This window comes from Mesorhizobium ciceri biovar biserrulae WSM1271 (assembly GCF_000185905.1).
Taxonomy (GTDB): Bacteria; Pseudomonadota; Alphaproteobacteria; order Rhizobiales; family Rhizobiaceae; genus Mesorhizobium; species Mesorhizobium ciceri.
On sequence record NC_014923.1, the window covers coordinates 1457215 to 1474831 of the forward strand.

Genomic DNA, 17617 nt, shown 5'->3' on the forward strand with positions numbered 1-17617 from the left:
CGTCTCCGCTTTCGCCAACCACATAAGAAAAAAAGCGGCGCCAGTTTCCTGGCGCCGCCTTTAGATCTTGTGGCCTTTAGCCGGCTTAAGCTGCGGGCTGCGCCTCAATGGTGCGCAGCGCCTGGGTCTGGCGCTTGGCGGCGGCCTTGACCGCATCCTGTACCTTCTCGAAGGCGCGCACCTCGATCTGGCGCACGCGCTCGCGGCTGATGTCGAATTCGGACGAAAGCTCTTCCAGCGTCAGCGGCTCCTCGGCGAGGCGACGGGCCTCGAAGATGCGCCGCTCGCGCTCGTTGAGCACGGCAAGAGCGCCCGACAGCATGCCGCGCCGGTTTTCCAGCTCGTCCTGCTCGATCAGCATCTCTTCCTGGCTTTCGTGGTCGTCGACCAGCCAGTCCTGCCACTCGCCGGACTCACCTTCGCTCGCCCGGATCGGGGCATTGAGCGAGGCATCGCCCGACAGGCGGCGGTTCATCGACACCACTTCGGCTTCGGAAACGTTCAGCCTGGTGGCGATCTCGGCGATCTGGTCGGGCTTCAAGTCGCCGTCGTCGAGCGCCTGGATCTTGCCCTTCACCTTGCGCAGGTTGAAGAACAGGCGCTTCTGGTTGGCGGTCGTGCCCATCTTGACCAGGCTCCACGAGCGCAGGATGTACTCCTGGATCGAGGCCTTGATCCACCACATGGCATAGGTCGCGAGGCGGAAGCCGCGCTCGGGTTCGAATTTCTTGACGGCCTGCATCAGGCCGACATTGCCTTCCGAGATCACTTCGCCGATCGGCAGGCCATAGCCGCGATAGCCCATGGCGATCTTGGCGACGAGCCTGAGGTGGCTGGTGACGAGCTTGTGCGCAGCGGAGGTGTCTTCATGCTCGGCATAACGCTTGGCGAGCATGTACTCTTCCTGCGGCTGCAGCATGGGAAAGCGGCGGATTTCTTCCAGGTAGCGGCTGAGGCCGCCTTCGCCGGAAACGATACTGGGTAGTGACTGGGCCATGATAGCGCCCCCTCTCTATTGGAGTGATGCCCCCGAAACGCGGCGGGCATGTGACGCGAGCACCAAAAGGCTCGCCCGCGACATCGGATCTTATACAGGAACAAAACCAGAAAAGACAGGCATTTGTTCAACACGAAACAGTGTGTCACGGTGAAGTGAACAATGTCAGTCAGGTTTTTTGATGGCTTGTCGGTGACGGGTTCAGAGTTTGCGGAAGCCGCCGACGAGTTCCTCCATGTCCCTCGGTAACGGCGCCTCGAACCTCATCGTTAAATGGGTAGTGGGGTGGCGAAATGCAAGGAGCCAGGCATGCAAAGCTTGCCGGGGAAATGCCTTGACCTGGCTTTTCAGCGGTTCCGGCAGCCGGTTGGCCTTGGTGCGGAAGGCCTGGCCATAATCGGGGTCGCCGATCACCGGATGACCGATATGCGCCATGTGGACACGGATCTGGTGGGTGCGGCCGGTCTCCAGCCGGCATTCGACCATGCTGGCGGTGGCAAACTCCTGTTGGCTCTCGCCGAAGCGCTCCTGCACGGCGAAGTGGGTGACCGCATGGCGGGCGTCGTCGCGTCCTTCCGGCACCACGGCACGGCGCACGCGGTCGGCGGCGCGGCCAAGCGGGGCGTCGACCCTTCCGGTCGGCCTCTGCGGTATGCCCCAGACCAGCGCCAGATAGGCACGTTCGAGATCGCCGGTGAGGCCGTGATCGGCGAAAGCCTCGGAGAGTGACTTGTGGGCGCGGTCAGTCTTGGCGACCACCATGACGCCGCTGGTCTCCTTGTCGAGGCGGTGGACGATGCCTGGCCGCCGCACGCCGCCAATTCCGGAAAGGCTGTCGCCGCAATGATGGATCAGCGCGTTGACCAGCGTACCGGTCCAGTTGCCCGCTCCGGGGTGCACGACAAGCCCGGCCGGCTTGTTGATGACAATCAGCTCGTCGTCCTCATAAAGCACATCGAGTGCGATGTTCTCGCCCTGCGGCTCCGCCGGCTCCGGCTCCGGCATGGTAACCGACACGCTTTCGCCCGGCGCCATCTTGCGCTTGGTCTCATCGATCAGCTTGCCGTCGACCGAGACCGCGCCTTGCCTGATCAACATCTGCACGCGGCTGCGTGACATGTCCGGACCAAGCCTTGCCGCCAGCCACTGGTCGAGGCGCTGACCGGCCGCGTCCGCATCCGCCACCAGCACGGTCGGTACCGCCTCTATCAATTCAGGGGCCTCTTCGTTATGAGCGCTCATTGAAAAACCGTTCCGGAACTGTTTGCCATGGCCAGCCCGATCGCCGAAGAAGACCAGGATAAGCCGCTCGACCCCGAGGTCGAAAAGGTGCGCAGGAAACTCGTCCGCTTCGTCGGGATCAATCTCGGCCTGCTGTTCCTCGCCCTTATGGTGGTGATCGGCGCCCTTGTCTACAAAGCGCGCAATGCACCGCCGGCGAACCCGCCGCTGGCCGGGGATATCCAGACACCCGCCGGCGAACCGGTCAGCGGCGACATCGTGCTGCCGGTCGGGGCCAAGGTGGTCAGCCAGTCGCTGTCCGGCAACCGTGTCTCGATCGACGCCGAGCTTGCCGACGGCAGCCGGACGATCTTCGTCTACGACATCACTGAGCGACGCCTCATCGGCCGCTTTGCGATCCGCAACAAGTGACCGAGCCGCAACGATGAACGGCAGCAGGCCCATGAGCAAGCCTCGGGGATGAGCGGGTTCGCCGAACATCGTCGCGTCGCCACGGTCGCCCTGGTCGTCGCCAATTATGACGAGGCGATTGCCTGGTATGTCGAGAGGCTGGGTTTCCTGCTCGTCGAAAATGTCGATCTCGGCGGCGGCAAGCGCTGGGTCACAGTGGCGCCGGCCAACGGGCAGGGCGCCAGGCTGCTGCTGGCCGAGGCTTCCGACGAGGCGCAAAGCAAAAGTATCGGCAATCAGACCGGCGGGCGTGTCTTCCTGTTCCTGGAAACCGACGACTTTGCCCGCGACCACGCGGCGATGCTGGAGAAAGGCGTCGAATTCCGCGAAGCACCGCGCTTCGAGCCCTACGGCACGGTGGCGGTTTTCGCCGATCTGCATGGCAATCTCTGGGATCTGATCCAACCGAAACGATAGGCTGACGGCCGGCTTTTCCTCGACCGGGGAAAGCGGCCTAACCCCAGTTGCTTTTTCCCAGCGCTCAGCCTATATCGCCGGTTCTTGAACGCGCCCATCGTCTAGCGGTCAGGACACCGCCCTCTCACGGCGGGAACAGGGGTTCGATTCCCCTTGGGCGTACCAAGTTTTTCGACAACTTTGCAGGATGCCGTCGATTTCGTTTCTGAAGTCGCGGAGCCTCGATACTGTGGCGTTCGGGAAACCCGCTCTGCACAGGTAGCCGCAGCCTTAAAAAATGCCAGTGGCACCAACCAGCCCGGCCTTTATTTCATTCGTCTGGCAAATGTTAACGGACGCGAAACCGAGAACCTTAACGTCCCCGCAACTCACGGCGAATATTAGTTTTCGCTTTAGTAGCTGTAGGAGGTTGAAATGCAGAAAATAGCTTGTCGTTTCGCTTGGGACGAGTCTGGCGCGACCGCGATCGAGTATGGCTTGATCGCGGCTCTCATCGCGCTCGCGATCATCACCGGCGCCGGGGCGGTTGGCAATTCGCTCAACGGGATCTTCACGACCGTCGGCACTACGGTCAACAGCAGCGGCTCGTAAGTCGGTACATCAATTCGGTCGGCTATCGGCCGGATTCGCCGATCTCAGCCTCCAAAGCGCAGCGCGTACGTGCTTCCGATGCCTGGCATCGGAAGTGCGGACGGCGCACTTTCCATCGGTCGGCTTTATCCGTTGCGTCACCGCGTTCGTCGCTTCTGGCGCCGCGGAGCTGTTTGCATTAGCATCACATCATGGATCCTGGGGTACGGCTCCAGCGGCGCGCAGAACGCCGCGCTGTCCGTAAGGCCAGTTGATCCATGGGGGAGGAAGGCCAATGCAGAAGCTGCAATCGCAGGGCGTCCATCACATCACGCTGGTCGGCGCCGGGCGCCAGACCTCTATCGATTTCTGGGAAGGCGTGCTCGGCATGCCGTTCATCTTCGAACAGCCCAATCTCGACAAGCCGAGGGAAAGCCACCTCTATTTCGATCCCGGCGACGGCCGGCTGATCACTATCTTCACCGACGAGAGCCGGACGCCGGAGAAGCGGCGCACGCCGACCGATCCGGGCTGTGTTCACCACATCGCCTTTTCGGTGTCGCGCGTCACCTTCCTGCAGGCGGTCTCCCGGCTTGACGAGCGCGGCATCAAGCACAGCGGCGTCAAGGATCGCGGTTTCATGGATTCGATCTATTTCGAGGATCCGCTCGGCTTGCTGATCGAGTTGGCGTCCTACCGCTTCGAACCGCCGGCGGGCTTCACCCATGCGGATGTGCTGATGGAAGCGCACAGGCTGCGGGTCGGGCGCGGCGACTACAACATCGCCGAAGTGCATCTCGCCGATGCGATCCAGACGCTCGTAGAGCGTTCCCGTGCCACCCTGTCGGACGATCGGGCGCCGAAGAACCCATACTGAACAGACCAGAGGGAGGAACAAGATGGCCAAGACAGCGACGAAGACTGCCGGGAAATCCGCGGCCAAAGCTGCCGCCAAGCCGGCGGCGAAAGCTGCGGCAACGCCAAAAGCCAAGGCGGCCGCCAAGCCTGCGGTGAAGGCGACGGCAAAAGCCGCGCCCAGGGCCAAGGCCAAGCCGGCCAAGAAGCCGGCGCTGAAGCTCAGCATGCTGAAGCCCAGCGTCAACAACATGACCGTGCGGGTGTTTGCGCGCGCGGCGGGTTTCGACCACGCCGAGACCGATGCCTGGGGCCATACCCGTTCGCCGGAGTTCATGGCGCGAAATCCCGCCCATTTGACACCGATGATCGAAGACAAGGGCCTGCCCAGAGGCGTGCTGTGGGAAAGCTGCGCCATCATGCAGTATCTCGCCAACAAGCACGGGTTGGAGAAATTCTATCCGAAGGCGCCGGCCAAGCGGGCGATGGTCGACAGTGCGATGTTCTACCTGATCGGCACGCTCTACCCCTATGTGGCGCGCGCCACCTATCCGGCGCTCGGCTTCCCGCACTATGCCGGCGAGGTCGGCCACAGCGACGCCCATCCCGACAAGAAGTCCGAAGCCCAGAAGGCGGCGATGGCGGCGATTGCCGAGCCGCTGGAGGTCTTCCACTCGTTCTTCAGGGACGGCAAGCCGTTCATCGGCGGCAAGCATCCGTCGATCGCCGATATCCGGCTGGCGGCGACGCTCGAATTTCTGGCCGTCATCGACTATGCCTTGCCCAAATGGGCGAAGGACTATGTGGCGGCGATCGAGAAGAAGCTCGGCAAGGCCTATAGCGAGCCGGCCGGCGACGTGCGCGGTTATATCGCCCATGTGAAGTCCCAGGCCAAGGCCTGAGCTTAAGGGTTCGTTAACCAAAGCCCTGTCTACTGCAGGCAATTCGCTTTCGGCCCGCGACCACGGATGTACTGGCGCAGAACGTCGCAGCGATAGGAAAGGTCGGCGCAATGCCGGCCTTTTGCTTTTCGCACGCCCTCTCTTTGTTCGATGCAATTCCCAAGGGAAAAGCGTTATGCGCTTTTCCGGGAAAACCGTTTCACACTTAACCGGCATTGCTTTATCGCCAGGCGCGATCGAGCAGCGATCAGACCGCGCAAGCCCAGTCAGGTGTCGCTTTTTCGGCGTCAAGTTTGCCGAGAGATATTGCCATTGCCGACGTTGGCCCTACCATCCATTGAGCGTCCCAGATGGACCGTGGTCAGGCGTGAGGGCTGGCGATGAAAAGCGTTGCGAGACGGATTGCGGTTGCGGGCGTGATGCTGGCGGGCGCTGTTCATGCGTCAAGTGCAGCCGAACTCAACACGATGGACGATGTTGGGGCCGCGATCCAGGCTTGCTGGACACCGCCGGCGGGAGCGGGAACCGCCAGCGTCACCTTGAGCTTCAGCTTCAAGCGGGACGGCACGCTGATCGGCCCACCGAGGCCGACAGCCATCAAGGTAGAAGGCGATGCCAAGGCGAAGAAGTCCTTTGTCGACGCCGCAACGACCGCCTTGCAGAATTGTCTGCCCCTGACCTTCTCAGCGAAACTGGCGCAAGGCATCGCCGGCAACGTGTTCACGTTGCAATTCGCCTCTCCCAAGTAGGCACCCGCCGCCGGCTCAATGGTGACTGCGCCTTGCCGCGGCATGCCGGGCAAGATCGGGCGTTTCGAAGACGTAGTCGTTCCAGGCCGATTCCGGAACCTGACCGGCCAGATAGCATTCCAGCAACAGGCTTTGTTCGGGATTGAGAGGCCTTGGCGCGCGCTGATCCAGCCCCAGCGAGTGAAACAGGTTTCTTGTCAGGTCCGAGACGGTGAAGTGGATCGACATCTGCGTTCTCCCTTTGGTCCTTCAACGCGGAAGACCGGGCAAAGGTTTCGAACGCCTGGCGATAATGGCGGTCCGTTTCGTTGCAGGTCCGCGGCGAGGGTCGGGCTTGCGCTTTCCTTCGAGGTTCGTCTCAATCTTGAAATAAAAATGTAATATCGAATTTACACGAGATGACATAATACAATAGACAAAAGCTTACTCGGGCTGAAGTTCTTGAGATAATTAGAGTTTACTCATATAGCTGAAGCTTGTGTAATTTATGGACTGTAATTCCGGGTTCTCCGCAAAAAGGACCGAGTTGTCCCGATGATCCGTTTCTGGCCTTCCATGATGCTCGCATTGATTTCGCTGGCGGCGGTTTTGTTCGGGACGCTTTCGTCCTACGCGGACAGCTGCGGCGCGATCAGAAGCCAGTTGCTTTCGGGTGGCCGCAGCAACGGGGCGAACCCGGAGCTTGCTCAACTGCGCCGGCAACTTGCAGCCATCCAGACTATCGAGAGACAGCGCCAGTGCACGGCGAAAAGTTCGCTTGGTGGTCTCTTCAACGCTTGCGCCGATCTCGCCAGGAGCCGCTCGGATGTGCAGCGCCGGATCGCTGCCGCCGGGAATTCAGGCCGCGACACGGCGGGTCTGCAAGCGCGCCTCGTGGCGCTCGGCTGCGCGCCTTCGGCAAAGCAACGGTCTGCGCGCGCCGCGCCCGGCACCCAATCGGCGAGCACCACGTTCGGCGGCAATGCGATGCTGTTTTGCGTGCGTCTGTCGGACGGGTATTTCTTCCCGGCGCCAAAGTCGCAATTCGCCGCCAGCAGCGATCTGAAGGAGACGGCCGATCAATGCCGTTACATCTGCGATGACCCCAGCGTCGACCTCTACACGTTGAGCGATGCCAGCCTCGAAACCGACCAGATGGTCGCGCTCGACACGCGCAAGCCTTATACCGAACTGCCGGCAGCCTTCAGATATCGCGATGATGCGAATTTCAAGGCATGCGACGTCAAGCGATACTACCAGCGGGTCACCGAACTGCGAGCCAGGACTGTGACGCCCGCCAACATGCGCAATGCCATTATTCCGCTGCCGACGGCGAAGCCGGATCTCGGCACGGTTGCGGCCGTCCCTGGAATCGATGCCGAAGCGCCAGGTGCCGCCCAGCACCTTTCGATCGAGGCCGGCAAGCGGTCGGTGCGCGTGGTCGGCCCGGCGTTTTTCCCGGCCGAATGATCGCCGGCTTCCCCAATTGGCGATCACCGGCTGCGGCGTGCCTGCTGCATGCGGTTGCCTGATCCGGCTGGAACAGAGAGGCGCTCACGGCGTTGTGATCGACATCAGCCGGGAGAAACGCCGTGGCTACGTTCCGGGAAATGCGGGTGCTGGAGATCGTCGAAGATGACTCGCTGACCACCGAACAGAAAATCGCCGAACTGCGCGAGATCGAATCCGAGGCGCGTGGGCTGCAGCGGGCTGCCTCGGAGGGTCCGATGGACGACGATGACGGCTGGCAGGAAGATCTGCGTCAGGTTCGTCTCGCACTCGACAAGCTCGGTGCGAAGGAGCCGAAAAAGGGCGCTGCTTCACTGTGAGGCCGGGTCACCGAAGCTATCAGCGGATCGCGTCTTGATCGCATCCCATCCGAAAACCGGGTCCCGCTTTTGGGGACCCGCTCCGATCTAATCGCAGACCATGCGAGCTCTCTTGCCAGGCTCGCTGACGTTCCTGCAGGTCAGCGGTTTCGCTGGCGCCGATAGGGAAGCGGACGCAGGCAACCTCGTCTGGTGCCGTCTCGGTGCGGCATGGCTGACCTTGCGCTCGGAAAAACGCCGGTCCGGCTGCGGCGCCACAGGAAAAGCGCCGTTCTCGACCTCGGATTGCCCATAGTCGACATTCGGTGGCGGCCGATCCCAGAATCGCCGGACATCAAGCGGTCTCGGGATGACGACCGTGCCGTCATAACTGCGCGAGCAACCGCCGCCGAAAAGCAGCGCCAGCCCCATGAAAAAAGGCACAATCCGTCCAAGCATCAGCAATACCCCTGCCGTTGCTTATATAGCGGGTTCGACCCCGCCGACAACCGGGCGGAATGAAGCAGACCGCGCCGCGCAATCCTGTCCAACCGACCGTTAAGGTTAGCGGATCCTTAATGCTTCTCGGGCAGATTCCGCCGACGAACCGCGGAGGAGGGTTCGGCCTTGGTTTTCGGGGTGGGGACGGCATGGCGGAAGCGGACGAAACAATCGGCGCGCGCGGCAAGCGCGGGCCTCGCAGATCCACAGTGCATGGCGACGATGCCTCATCGTCCGCCTCTTGCATGGATTCGAACGATGCGCTTCGCCGACTCGTCGAAGCCGGTTCGGACTGGGTCTGGGAAACGGACGCCGAACTGCGCTTCTCCTGGCTTTCGCAAAATTACCAGGCCGCCACCGGCATCGATCCGGCAAACGTGCTTGGCCGGTTCCGCTTCGACTTCCTCAACCAGGTCCTGAACGGCGATCGCAGTGGCGCGGCGCATCTGGAGGATCTGCAGGCGCACCGGCCTTTTCGCGACTTCGTCTACGAGCTCAAGGCTGGCAGCGCCGACTGTCGCTGGGTTTTGACGTCAGGCTTTCCAAAGTTCGACGACGAAGGAAGATTTGCCGGCTATCGCGGCATCGGCCGCAACGTCACGGCTCTGGCCGGCGCCTTCAAAAATCTGGGGCGGGAACCATCGGGTGACGGCGAGCCCGACCAGCATCTGGCCGACCTCGAGCGGACGATGGACGCCATGCATATGGGCGTCGTGCTTCTCGATGCCAGGCTCGACACGCTGATCGTCAACAAGGCCTATCGCGACCTCTCGAGGATTCCGGACGGCGCTGTTGCCGTCGGCGCTCCGTTCAGCCTGTTGATGGAGCTCAACCGCAGCAGTGGCATCTATGGCGACATCGACGAACAGCAATGGCAGCGCTACCTCGCTACTCGCCTCGACGAGATTCGCGCCGGATCCGTCGCGCCGCGCGAATTTGTCCATGCCAACGGCAGGACGATGATGTTTTCGGTAACGGCGTTGTCCGGGGGCAGGCGGCTGCTGACCTACTATGAGGTCACCGAGATCAAGCAGCGCGATGCGGAGATCAAAAGCGCCAATGCCAGGAATGCCGAGACCTTCGCCAGTCTCCGCACAATGGTCGACCAGATGCCGATCGGTGTCCTCGTGCTCGACGCCGATATGCGCGCCGAGATCATCAACCGTGCTTTCTATGATTTCTGGCAGATCGACGCCCGGCGCGCCGAGATCGGCTGCAGCTTCCGCGATCTGATGGACGCCAGCCGCGACATCGATCCGTTCGGTGCCGACGACGCGTCATGGCAGCGGCATATCGCTGAGCGCGAGGCGGAAATCAGGGCCGGTATCGCCGGATCGCGGCAGTTCCCACGCAATGACGGCCGCACGCTGATATCGTCGATGGCGCCGCTGGCCGGCGGGAAGCGGCTGATCTCCTATGTCGACGTCACCGACATGAAGGACCGGGAGGCCGAACTTGCCGACGCGCTGGAGAAAGCGCGGCTGGCGGAAGCGGTGATCAACGCCGTCAAGGATCCGATCTTCGTCAAGGACGACCATCTGCGTTTCGTCTTCGTCAACGAGGCGTTCGCCGCTCTGTTTGGCCAGACGCCGCAAGCCATGCTCGGCAAGCCCGGCGGCGATTTCCTCCCAACGAACGCTGTCGCGCTTTTCGAGCAGAGCGAACGTGACGTCCTTGCCACCGGGCGGCCGTACGAAGTGGAAGAGAATTTCGAGGTCGACGGCGCCAGCCGCTCGCGCATCGTCCGGAAGAGCCGCGTCGGCATGGCCAGCGGCCGCAACTACGTTGCCGGCTTCCTGTTCGACATTTCCGACATGAAGCGCCGCGAGACGGAGGCGCAGGACGCACGCAAGCATCTCGCCAGCGTGCTGGAATCCTTGCCGGCCGCCGTGATCATCTACGATCGCGACGACAGGTTCGTTTTCGCCAACCGCAAGATCCAGGATACGCTGCCGGCCTTGAAGCCGGCGTGGCAGCCCGGCTGTACATTCCGCGAAGCACTCGTGCTGGGTCATGCGAACGGCTATTTCCGCAGCAGCGGCGATCCGCAAATCGACCAGCTCTACGACAGCGATCATGACCGCTGGCTGGACGCGATCCTCGCCCGCTACCGCTTGCCCAGTTCCTCCTACGAGCGTCACAATCCCGATGGCCGCTGGTATCAGGTCTACGACATGCGGACCGACGACGGCACCTTCATCGGCGTTCGCGTCGACATCTCCGAGATCAAGAGCCGCGAGGCGGCATTGCGCGATTCCATGCGCCAGATCGACCTGTTCCGGCATGTGATGGACGAGTTGCCGGTGGCCGCCTTCATCAAGGCGCAGGACCTGAGCATCGAATTCGTCAACAAGGCCTGGTGCGCGATCACCGGCTTGGCCAAGGAGGATGTCATCGGCCGCACCGACCGGCAGTTGTTCGGCGCGCAGGACGCGGATGGCTACAGCCATGACGACACGCAAGTCGCCGTGACGGGCGTCGTCAAGGAGGTCGAGGAACCCGTCACCCATCGCGACGGCACGGTTCGGCAGTTGATGACCCGCAAGAGCCGCCTGGTGGCGCTGGACGGGTCGGTGCATCTGGTCGGTTCGAGCACCGACATCACCGACGTCAAGGCACGCGAGCGTGCGCTGGAAGAAAGCATGCGCGAGAACGAGGTGTTCCGCAGCCTGATCGACAATGTACCGGTATCGATCTACGCCAAGCGCTCCGATCTCAGGCAGTTCTATGTCAACAAGGGTTGGTGCGATCTGACGGGCTTCAGCAAGGAAGAGGCCATCGGCAAGACCGACATCGAGATTTTCGGGCCGGATGGCGAGGCCTTCGTCAATGGCGACCTCGCCGTGCTGCGCACCGGCGAAACTCAGGAGGTCGAAGAGACGGTGACGCTGGCCGACGGCAGCGTCAGGCATCAATTCGCCCGCAAGGGCGCGATGATCGCCTCCGACGGTTCGCTCTACCTGATCGGCTCGACCACCGACATCACCGAGCTGAAGATGCGGGAGGCCGAACTGCGCGAGGCGCGTCAGCGCGCCGTGCTCGCCGACCGCGCCAAGTCGGAATTCCTCGCCAATATGAGCCATGAGATACGCACGCCGATGAACGGCGTGCTCGGCATGGCCGAACTGCTGGCCAAATCGGACCTCGACCCGAAGCAGAAGACGTTTACCGACATCATCGTGAAGTCGGGCAATGCGCTGCTCACCATCATCAACGACATACTGGATTTCTCCAAGATCGATGCCGGTCAGTTGGTGCTCGATCCGGCGCCCTTCAATCTGGCCGAGGCGATCGAGGACGTGGCGACGCTGGTGTCGACGCGCGCCAAGGAGAAGGACCTCGAGCTGATCGTACGTGTCGAGCCTCGGCTCGAGAGCCTATTCATCGGCGATGTCGGCCGCATCAGGCAGATCGTCACCAACCTGCTCGGCAATGCGGTGAAATTCACCGATGAGGGCCATGTGCTGGTCGACGTCACCGGCGAGAGGGTTCCAACCGGAACGAAGCTCACCATTTCGGTCACCGATACGGGCATCGGTATCCCCGAGGAAAAACTGAAACTGGTGTTCGAGAAATTCAGCCAGGTCGACACTTCATCGACGCGGCGGCACGAGGGGACCGGCCTCGGCCTCGCCATCACCTCGCGGCTCGTCGAGCTGATGGGCGGCGACATCGGGGTCGAAAGCGCCGAAGGCAAGGGTTCGACGTTCTGGTTCTCGGTGACGCTGCCGAGGGCCGGACAGCAGAACGGACAACGCATCATGCCGATCGACGTGACCGGCGCGCGCGTCCTGATCGTCGACGACAATGCCGTCAACAGGGCGATCCTGACCGAGCAGATGACATCATGGACGTTCGATTCCTGCGCGGCCGAAAGCGGCGCCGAAGGCCTCAAGGTGCTGATCGCCGCAGCCGCCTATGGCGTGCCGGTCGATTGCGTCGTGCTCGACTACCAGATGCCTGAAATGAGCGGCGCCGAAATGGCGCGGATCGTGCGCAACACCGCTGGCCTTGCCGGAACGCCGATCATCATGCTGACCTCGGTCGACCAGTCGCTCGCCAACACCAGCTATCGCGATCTCGGCATCGATGCCCAGCTGATCAAGCCGGCGCGCTCTTCGGTGCTGCTGGAAACGCTGGTCGCCACCATCCAGCGGCATCGCCACAACACTGGCGGCAGCGACGCGCAGCCGCTCGCGGCCGACGTCGCTGCGAGCAATGTGACGCGGCCGCAGCCCTCGGCACCGTCCGAACAGCGGGCGCTGCTGCAGCCGCCTTCGATTCGTCCCCGGCCACCGGTGGCGGCTGGTGGCGACAGGCTGGACATACTGGTGGCCGAGGACAATGAGGTAAACCAGATGGTGTTCACCCAGATTCTCGGCGAGACCGGTTATGGTTTCGAGATCGTCGGCAATGGCCGCAAGGCGCTCGATGCCTTCGGCCGGCTCAACCCGTGCATGATCCTGATGGATGTCTCCATGCCGGAGATGAACGGTCTCGAAGCGACCGCCGCCATTCGCCGGCTGGAGGAAGAAACCGGCACGCATGTGCCGATCGTCGGCGTCACCGCGCATGCGCTGAAGGGCGACCGCGAGCGCTGCCTGGAGGCAGGCATGGACGACTATCTGCCCAAGCCGATCAGTCCCCGGGCGCTGCTCGAGAAGGTCGAGCGCTGGGTCGGCGCCAGCCGGCAGGCTCAGCGCAACGCCGGGTAGGGCCGGTCCTGCCTGTCCGAGTGCCGGAAATACGGCGAAGATTCGCGCCCTGCCAGCGGCCAAGACTATGGTGCGATCGCACCATATCAAAGGTTGTATCCAGTCGAGACAATGGCGGCGTTCGATTCCTCCCTTTCCAGTTACGGGCGGGAGCAGCGACCGCCGGCATGAGACAGCGTCAACCTACCCCAACGGACCTGTTTTCGGCGATGGCCCGGCCATGACACCGTCTGGCTGAGAGCAACGCGCTCCCGTCCGGCTTTTTTTCGTAAAGGCCGGCTAACCCCAAATCGCCGGCCAATCTCGGCCCCAAGCGGAGCAAGTCTCTGATTCCGGGGACAAAGCCGGGCTGCGTGGTCAGTGCCGGCCAGGCGGCGTTTTGCTCATCGCGATGACGCGTTACCGGGGTGACATCAAACTGTCATGCGACTGTTATAATCGAAGGCTATTGGCCTCAGCGGGCGCCGACTGACGAGCGCCGAGAGACCATCTTCCGAACAGGAGCAGGCCACATGAAGAAATTCCTCTATACGGCGTCGGCCGCTGCGCTTGCGCTCGCCGCGTCGTCCGGCTTCGCCGCCGCGCGCGACCAGATCCAGGTCGCCGGATCATCGACCGTGTTACCTTATGCCAAGATCGTTGCCGAGCAGTTCGGCGAAACGTTCACCAACTTCAAGACCCCGGTCGTCGAATCCGGCGGCAGCGGCGCCGGCATCAAGGAATTCTGCAAGGGCGTCGGCGAAGACACGATCGACATCGCCAACTCGTCGCGTCCGATCAAGGCGGACGAACTCAAGTCCTGCGCCGCCGCCGGCGTGAAGGAAGTCCAGGAAGTCCGGATCGGCTATGACGGCATCGTCTTCGCCACCGACATCAAGGGCCCGGACTGGGCGCTGGTTCCCGCCGACATCTACAAGGCGCTCGCGGCCAAGCTGGTCGTCGACGGCAAGCTCGTCGACAATCCGAACACCAAGTGGAGCCAGGTCAATCCGAAGCTGCCCGACTGGGACATCGCCGCCTACATTCCGGGCGAAAAGCACGGCACGCGCGAAGTGTTCGAGACCAAGCTTCTCGATGCCGGCTGTGACAAGGCTGCTCTCAAGGCCGCCGGCGTTGCCGACGACAAGGAAATCGGCAAAACCTGCATTGCCATCCGCAAGGACGGCAAGGCCGTCGACATCGATGGCGACTATACCGAGACGCTCGCCCGCATCGACTCCAACAAGACCGGCGTCGGCGTGTTCGGCCTCGCCTTCTATGAGAACAATGCCGACAAGCTGAAGGTCGCCACCGTGGAAGGTATCGTGCCTTCGACCGAGACGATTGCCAGCGGCAAGTATCCCGTCTCGCGCCCGCTGTTCTTCTACGTCAAGAAGGCGCATCTGGGCGTCGTTCCCGGCCTCAAGGAATATGTCGAGTTCTTCCTCGACGACCAGATGGTTGGCCCGGAAAGCCCGCTCGCCGAATACGGCCTCGTTGCTGCTCCGGATGCCGAGCGTCAGGCCCAGCGTGACGCTTTCGCCGCCGGAAAGTCGATGTAATCAAGCTGCCGAACCGGGGTGCGGGTCAAATCCGCGCCCCGGTTTCACCGCAGGCCGCAATGGCGGCTGCGTTAGAATTTCCCTTGGGGTGGGTCCATGTCGTCCTTGCTCGTACTGGCCATCGTCGTTGCCGTCGGCCTGGTTGCCTTTTTCATCGGCCGGCAGCGTGCCGCGGCCCAGGACAATGGCAAGGTCAAGCCGCATTCGCGTGCCCACTATCACGGCTGGTGGGCCTTCCTGCTCGCCGTCCTGCCTGCTCTTTTGCTGCTTGCCGTCTGGGCCGTCGGTTCTTCGGTCTATCTTGACCGGCACATCCACGCTGCCTTGCCCGAGCGTACCGTCGACAGCAAGGTTGCCAGCGAGGCACTGGATGTCAGCCTGGTAAAGAGCCTCGCCAGGGGCCTGCGCAAACTCGATGCTGGCACACTGGCCGCAATGCCTGCCAGCTTTGCCGAGTTGCAGCCGCTGCTCGCCGCCAAGGGCGTGGCACTGGCGAGCGACACACAGGATTACATGATCCCGATCGCCGTCGAGGCGAACAAGGTCCAGGACCGGCTCAGCCTGTTCGGTGCCATTGTCATTCTCGCTTCCTCGATCGCCGGTGCCTTCTATGCGCTCAGGCAGATCGAGCCGCGCGCCAGGGCGCGCAACAATGTCGAGCGGTTGATGCTGTGGGGGCTGCTTGCCGCCTCCACCATCGCCATCCTGACCACCGTCGGCATCGTGCTTTCGATGCTGTTCCAGACGATCACCTTCTTCGAGAGCGTCTCGCCGATGAGTTTCTTCTTCGGCACGGTCTGGGATCCGCGTTTTGCCGCTGCCGGTTCGGGCGGCAGCCAGGGCCAGTTCGGCCTGATCCCGCTTCTTGCCGGCACGCTCTATATCGCCGCCGTCGCGCTGCTGGTGGCGGTGCCGGTCGGGCTGATGTCGGCTGTCTACATGGCCGAATACGCAACGCCCAGGGTGCGCTCGGTGGTCAAGCCGGCGCTTGAACTGCTGGCCGGCATACCGACCATCGTCTACGGCATCTTCGCCGTCGTCACGCTTGGGCCGTTCCTGCGCGACCTGTCAGCGGCGCTGACCGGCGGCTCGCCGTTCATCCAGGGCCAGAGCATCTTCACCGCCGGCCTGGTCATGGGCGTCATGCTGATCCCGGTCGTCTCCTCTCTCTCAGACGACATCATAACCGCGGTGCCGCGCGCCATGCGCGACGGGTCGCTCGGCCTCGGCGCGACCCGCTCCGAGACGATCAAGCGGGTGATCCTGCCGGCGGCACTGCCCGGCATCGTCGGCGCCATCCTGCTGACTGCCTCGCGCGCCATCGGCGAAACGATGATTGTCGTGCTGGCGGCGGGCGTCGCCGCCAACCTCACCATCAACCCGTTCGAGGCGATGACGACCATCACCGTCAAGATCGTCAACCAGCTCACCGGCGACCTTGAGTTCAATTCGCCGCAGACGCTGGTCGCCTTCGCGCTCGGGCTGACGCTGTTCACGCTGACGCTGGTGATGAACATCGTCGCGCTCTACATCGTGCGCAAATATCGGGAGCAGTACGAATGACCGACATTCCCATGGATACGATGGTCAGGCCGGCGGCCCATCCGCGCCGCGACATCGGCCTGAAGGCCCGTTACGCCGCCGAACGCCGTTTCCGCATCTATGGCGTCGTGGCGATTTCCGTAGGCCTGGCGTTCCTGGCAATCATGCTGATCACCATCGTCTCGAAAGGCTACACCGCCTTCTGGCAGACGACGGTGTCACTGCCGATCACGTTCGACGAGAAGGTGATCGATCCTTCCGGCAAGCGCGCAACCGATCCGAGCGTTCTGATCAAGGCGAATTATCCCAAGCTCGCGGAAAACGCGCTGGTGGCCAAGCTCGGCATCTCTCCTGATGACAAGCCGATGATCCAGAAGCTCAAGGGCTTCCTTTCGGAAGGCGCCCGCGTCCAGTTGCGCGACATCGTTGCCGCCGATCCCTCGGTGATCGGCACGACACGCGACGTCAACATCCTCGCCGCCGCCAATCTCGACTCCGCTTTCAAGGGCCAGATCGACCTCAGTGTCGAGGAAGCGCGACGCAAGGTCTCGGACCAGCAGATCACCTGGATGAACAAGCTCAAGGCCGAGGGCGCGATGGCCGAGCACTTCAACAGCGGCCTGTTCACCTACGGCGCCTCCAGCCGCCCGGAAACCTCGGGCATGGGCGTGGCGATCATCGGCTCGTTTTATATGATGGTGATCGTGCTGCTGCTCGCGCTGCCGATCGGCGTCGCCGCCTCCATCTATCTGGAGGAATTCGCCAAGAAGAACCGTTTCACCGACCTTATCGAGGTCAACATCAACAATCTGGCCGCAGTGCCGTCAATCGTCTTCGGCTTGCTCGGCCTCGCGGTGTTTATCAATTTCCTGGGCATGCCGCGCTCCGCCGCTTTCGTCGGTGGCCTGGTGCTGACGCTGATGACGCTGCCGACGATCATCATCGCGACGCGCGCCGCGCTTGCCGCGGTGCCGCCGTCGATCCGCTCGGCAGCTCTCGGCCTTGGCGCCTCCAAGATGCAGATGGTGTTCCAGCACATCCTGCCGCTTGCCGCGCCCGGCATCCTCACCGGCACCATCATCGGTCTTGCGCGCGCGCTCGGCGAAACCGCGCCGCTGCTGTTGATCGGCATGGTCGCCTTCGTCGCCGATCCACCGACGACGCCTTTCGATCCGGCCACCGCGCTGCCGGTGCAGATCTATATGTGGGCGAACGAGGCCGAACGCGCCTTCGTCGAGCGCATGTCCGGCGCCATCATCATCCTGCTCGTCTTCCTCATGGCCATGAACATCACCGCGATCGTGCTTCGGCGTCGGTTCGAGCGGCGCTGGTAGAAAAAAGGCATTTTG

15 protein-coding genes and 1 tRNA gene are annotated in these 17617 nt (G+C 62.7%); 13 read left to right on the top strand and 3 right to left on the bottom strand.

Annotated elements, in window-relative coordinates; genetic code table 11:
* Positions 1-85: 85 nt before the first annotated feature.
* Both rpoH and MESCI_RS06990 read right to left on the bottom strand, forming a co-directional pair.
* Positions 86-997, bottom strand: coding sequence for an RNA polymerase sigma factor RpoH (rpoH, locus tag MESCI_RS06985; protein WP_013529255.1), 912 nt, complete (start codon positions 995-997; stop codon positions 86-88).
* A gap of 201 nt (positions 998-1198) precedes the next feature.
* Positions 1199-2239, bottom strand: coding sequence for an RluA family pseudouridine synthase (locus MESCI_RS06990; RefSeq protein ID WP_013529256.1), 1041 nt, complete (start codon positions 2237-2239; stop codon positions 1199-1201).
* A gap of 27 nt (positions 2240-2266) precedes the next feature.
* Here MESCI_RS06990 and MESCI_RS06995 point away from each other — a divergent pair, with 27 nt between their 5' ends.
* The 7 genes from MESCI_RS06995 (at position 2267) to MESCI_RS07025 (ending at position 6182) form a co-directional block, all read left to right on the top strand.
* On the top strand, positions 2267-2650 hold the full coding sequence (locus MESCI_RS06995; protein WP_013529257.1) for a fimbrial protein: 384 nt from the start codon (positions 2267-2269) through the stop codon (positions 2648-2650).
* A gap of 48 nt (positions 2651-2698) precedes the next feature.
* Positions 2699-3106, top strand: a complete 408-nt coding sequence (locus tag MESCI_RS07000; protein WP_013529258.1) for a VOC family protein — start codon at positions 2699-2701, stop codon at positions 3104-3106.
* Positions 3107-3196: 90 nt separating this feature from the next.
* Positions 3197-3271 (top strand) — tRNA-Glu (locus MESCI_RS07005).
* 249 nt (positions 3272-3520) lie between these two features.
* A complete protein-coding gene (locus MESCI_RS07010; protein WP_013529259.1) occupies positions 3521-3697 on the top strand; it encodes a Flp family type IVb pilin in 177 nt (58 codons plus the stop codon).
* Positions 3698-3971: 274 nt separating this feature from the next.
* Positions 3972-4553 (top strand): VOC family protein, encoded by a 582-nt coding sequence (locus tag MESCI_RS07015; protein ID WP_013529260.1) that lies wholly within the window; start codon positions 3972-3974, stop codon positions 4551-4553.
* 22 nt (positions 4554-4575) lie between these two features.
* The gene (locus MESCI_RS07020; RefSeq protein WP_013529261.1) at positions 4576-5433 is read left to right on the top strand and encodes a glutathione S-transferase family protein; all 858 of its coding nucleotides are present in this window, start codon (positions 4576-4578) and stop codon (positions 5431-5433) included.
* Positions 5434-5813: 380 nt separating this feature from the next.
* The gene (locus tag MESCI_RS07025) at positions 5814-6182 is read left to right on the top strand and encodes a hypothetical protein (protein ID WP_013529262.1); all 369 of its coding nucleotides are present in this window, start codon (positions 5814-5816) and stop codon (positions 6180-6182) included.
* 15 nt (positions 6183-6197) lie between these two features.
* On the opposite strand, the gene MESCI_RS07030 is transcribed toward MESCI_RS07025, so the two are convergent.
* A complete protein-coding gene (locus MESCI_RS07030; RefSeq protein WP_013529263.1) occupies positions 6198-6410 on the bottom strand; it encodes a hypothetical protein in 213 nt (70 codons plus the stop codon).
* Between the two features lie 306 nt (positions 6411-6716).
* Between MESCI_RS07030 and MESCI_RS07035 the strand changes: the two genes are divergently transcribed.
* The 6 genes from MESCI_RS07035 (at position 6717) to pstA (ending at position 17602) form a co-directional block, all read left to right on the top strand.
* Positions 6717-7631, top strand: a complete 915-nt coding sequence (locus MESCI_RS07035; RefSeq protein WP_013529264.1) for a DUF2865 domain-containing protein — start codon at positions 6717-6719, stop codon at positions 7629-7631.
* Positions 7632-7753: 122 nt separating this feature from the next.
* The gene (locus tag MESCI_RS07040; protein WP_013529265.1) at positions 7754-7990 is read left to right on the top strand and encodes a hypothetical protein; all 237 of its coding nucleotides are present in this window, start codon (positions 7754-7756) and stop codon (positions 7988-7990) included.
* A gap of 629 nt (positions 7991-8619) precedes the next feature.
* Positions 8620-13185 (top strand): PAS domain-containing protein, encoded by a 4566-nt coding sequence (locus MESCI_RS07045; protein ID WP_164919860.1) that lies wholly within the window; start codon positions 8620-8622, stop codon positions 13183-13185.
* 512 nt (positions 13186-13697) lie between these two features.
* The gene (locus MESCI_RS07050) at positions 13698-14726 is read left to right on the top strand and encodes a PstS family phosphate ABC transporter substrate-binding protein (RefSeq protein ID WP_013529268.1); all 1029 of its coding nucleotides are present in this window, start codon (positions 13698-13700) and stop codon (positions 14724-14726) included.
* Positions 14727-14822: 96 nt separating this feature from the next.
* Positions 14823-16289 carry a phosphate ABC transporter permease subunit PstC gene (pstC, locus tag MESCI_RS07055; RefSeq protein ID WP_013529269.1) on the top strand — a complete coding sequence of 489 codons (1467 nt, stop codon included), beginning with the start codon at positions 14823-14825 and terminating at the stop codon, positions 16287-16289.
* The gene (gene pstA, locus MESCI_RS07060; RefSeq protein WP_013529270.1) at positions 16286-17602 is read left to right on the top strand and encodes a phosphate ABC transporter permease PstA; all 1317 of its coding nucleotides are present in this window, start codon (positions 16286-16288) and stop codon (positions 17600-17602) included. Before pstC ends, pstA begins: the two co-directional genes overlap by 4 nt.
* Positions 17603-17617 lie beyond the last annotated feature (15 nt).

What these genes read in the sequence shown, in the direction of transcription:
- rpoH (WP_013529255.1), bottom strand. Translation starts at nt 997, where the DNA reads ATGGCCCAGTCACTACCCAGTATCGTTTCCGGCGAAGGCGGCCTCAGC.
- MESCI_RS06990 (WP_013529256.1), bottom strand. Translation starts at nt 2,239, where the DNA reads ATGAGCGCTCATAACGAAGAGGCCCCTGAATTGATAGAGGCGGTACCG.
- MESCI_RS06995 (WP_013529257.1), top strand. Translation starts at nt 2,267, where the DNA reads ATGGCCAGCCCGATCGCCGAAGAAGACCAGGATAAGCCGCTCGACCCC.
- MESCI_RS07000 (WP_013529258.1), top strand. Translation starts at nt 2,699, where the DNA reads ATGAGCGGGTTCGCCGAACATCGTCGCGTCGCCACGGTCGCCCTGGTC.
- MESCI_RS07010 (WP_013529259.1), top strand. Translation starts at nt 3,521, where the DNA reads ATGCAGAAAATAGCTTGTCGTTTCGCTTGGGACGAGTCTGGCGCGACC.
- MESCI_RS07015 (WP_013529260.1), top strand. Translation starts at nt 3,972, where the DNA reads ATGCAGAAGCTGCAATCGCAGGGCGTCCATCACATCACGCTGGTCGGC.
- MESCI_RS07020 (WP_013529261.1), top strand. Translation starts at nt 4,576, where the DNA reads ATGGCCAAGACAGCGACGAAGACTGCCGGGAAATCCGCGGCCAAAGCT.
- MESCI_RS07025 (WP_013529262.1), top strand. Translation starts at nt 5,814, where the DNA reads ATGAAAAGCGTTGCGAGACGGATTGCGGTTGCGGGCGTGATGCTGGCG.
- MESCI_RS07030 (WP_013529263.1), bottom strand. Translation starts at nt 6,410, where the DNA reads ATGTCGATCCACTTCACCGTCTCGGACCTGACAAGAAACCTGTTTCAC.
- MESCI_RS07035 (WP_013529264.1), top strand. Translation starts at nt 6,717, where the DNA reads ATGATCCGTTTCTGGCCTTCCATGATGCTCGCATTGATTTCGCTGGCG.
- MESCI_RS07045 (WP_164919860.1), top strand. Translation starts at nt 8,620, where the DNA reads ATGGCGGAAGCGGACGAAACAATCGGCGCGCGCGGCAAGCGCGGGCCT.
- MESCI_RS07050 (WP_013529268.1), top strand. Translation starts at nt 13,698, where the DNA reads ATGAAGAAATTCCTCTATACGGCGTCGGCCGCTGCGCTTGCGCTCGCC.
- pstC (WP_013529269.1), top strand. Translation starts at nt 14,823, where the DNA reads ATGTCGTCCTTGCTCGTACTGGCCATCGTCGTTGCCGTCGGCCTGGTT.
- pstA (WP_013529270.1), top strand. Translation starts at nt 16,286, where the DNA reads ATGACCGACATTCCCATGGATACGATGGTCAGGCCGGCGGCCCATCCG.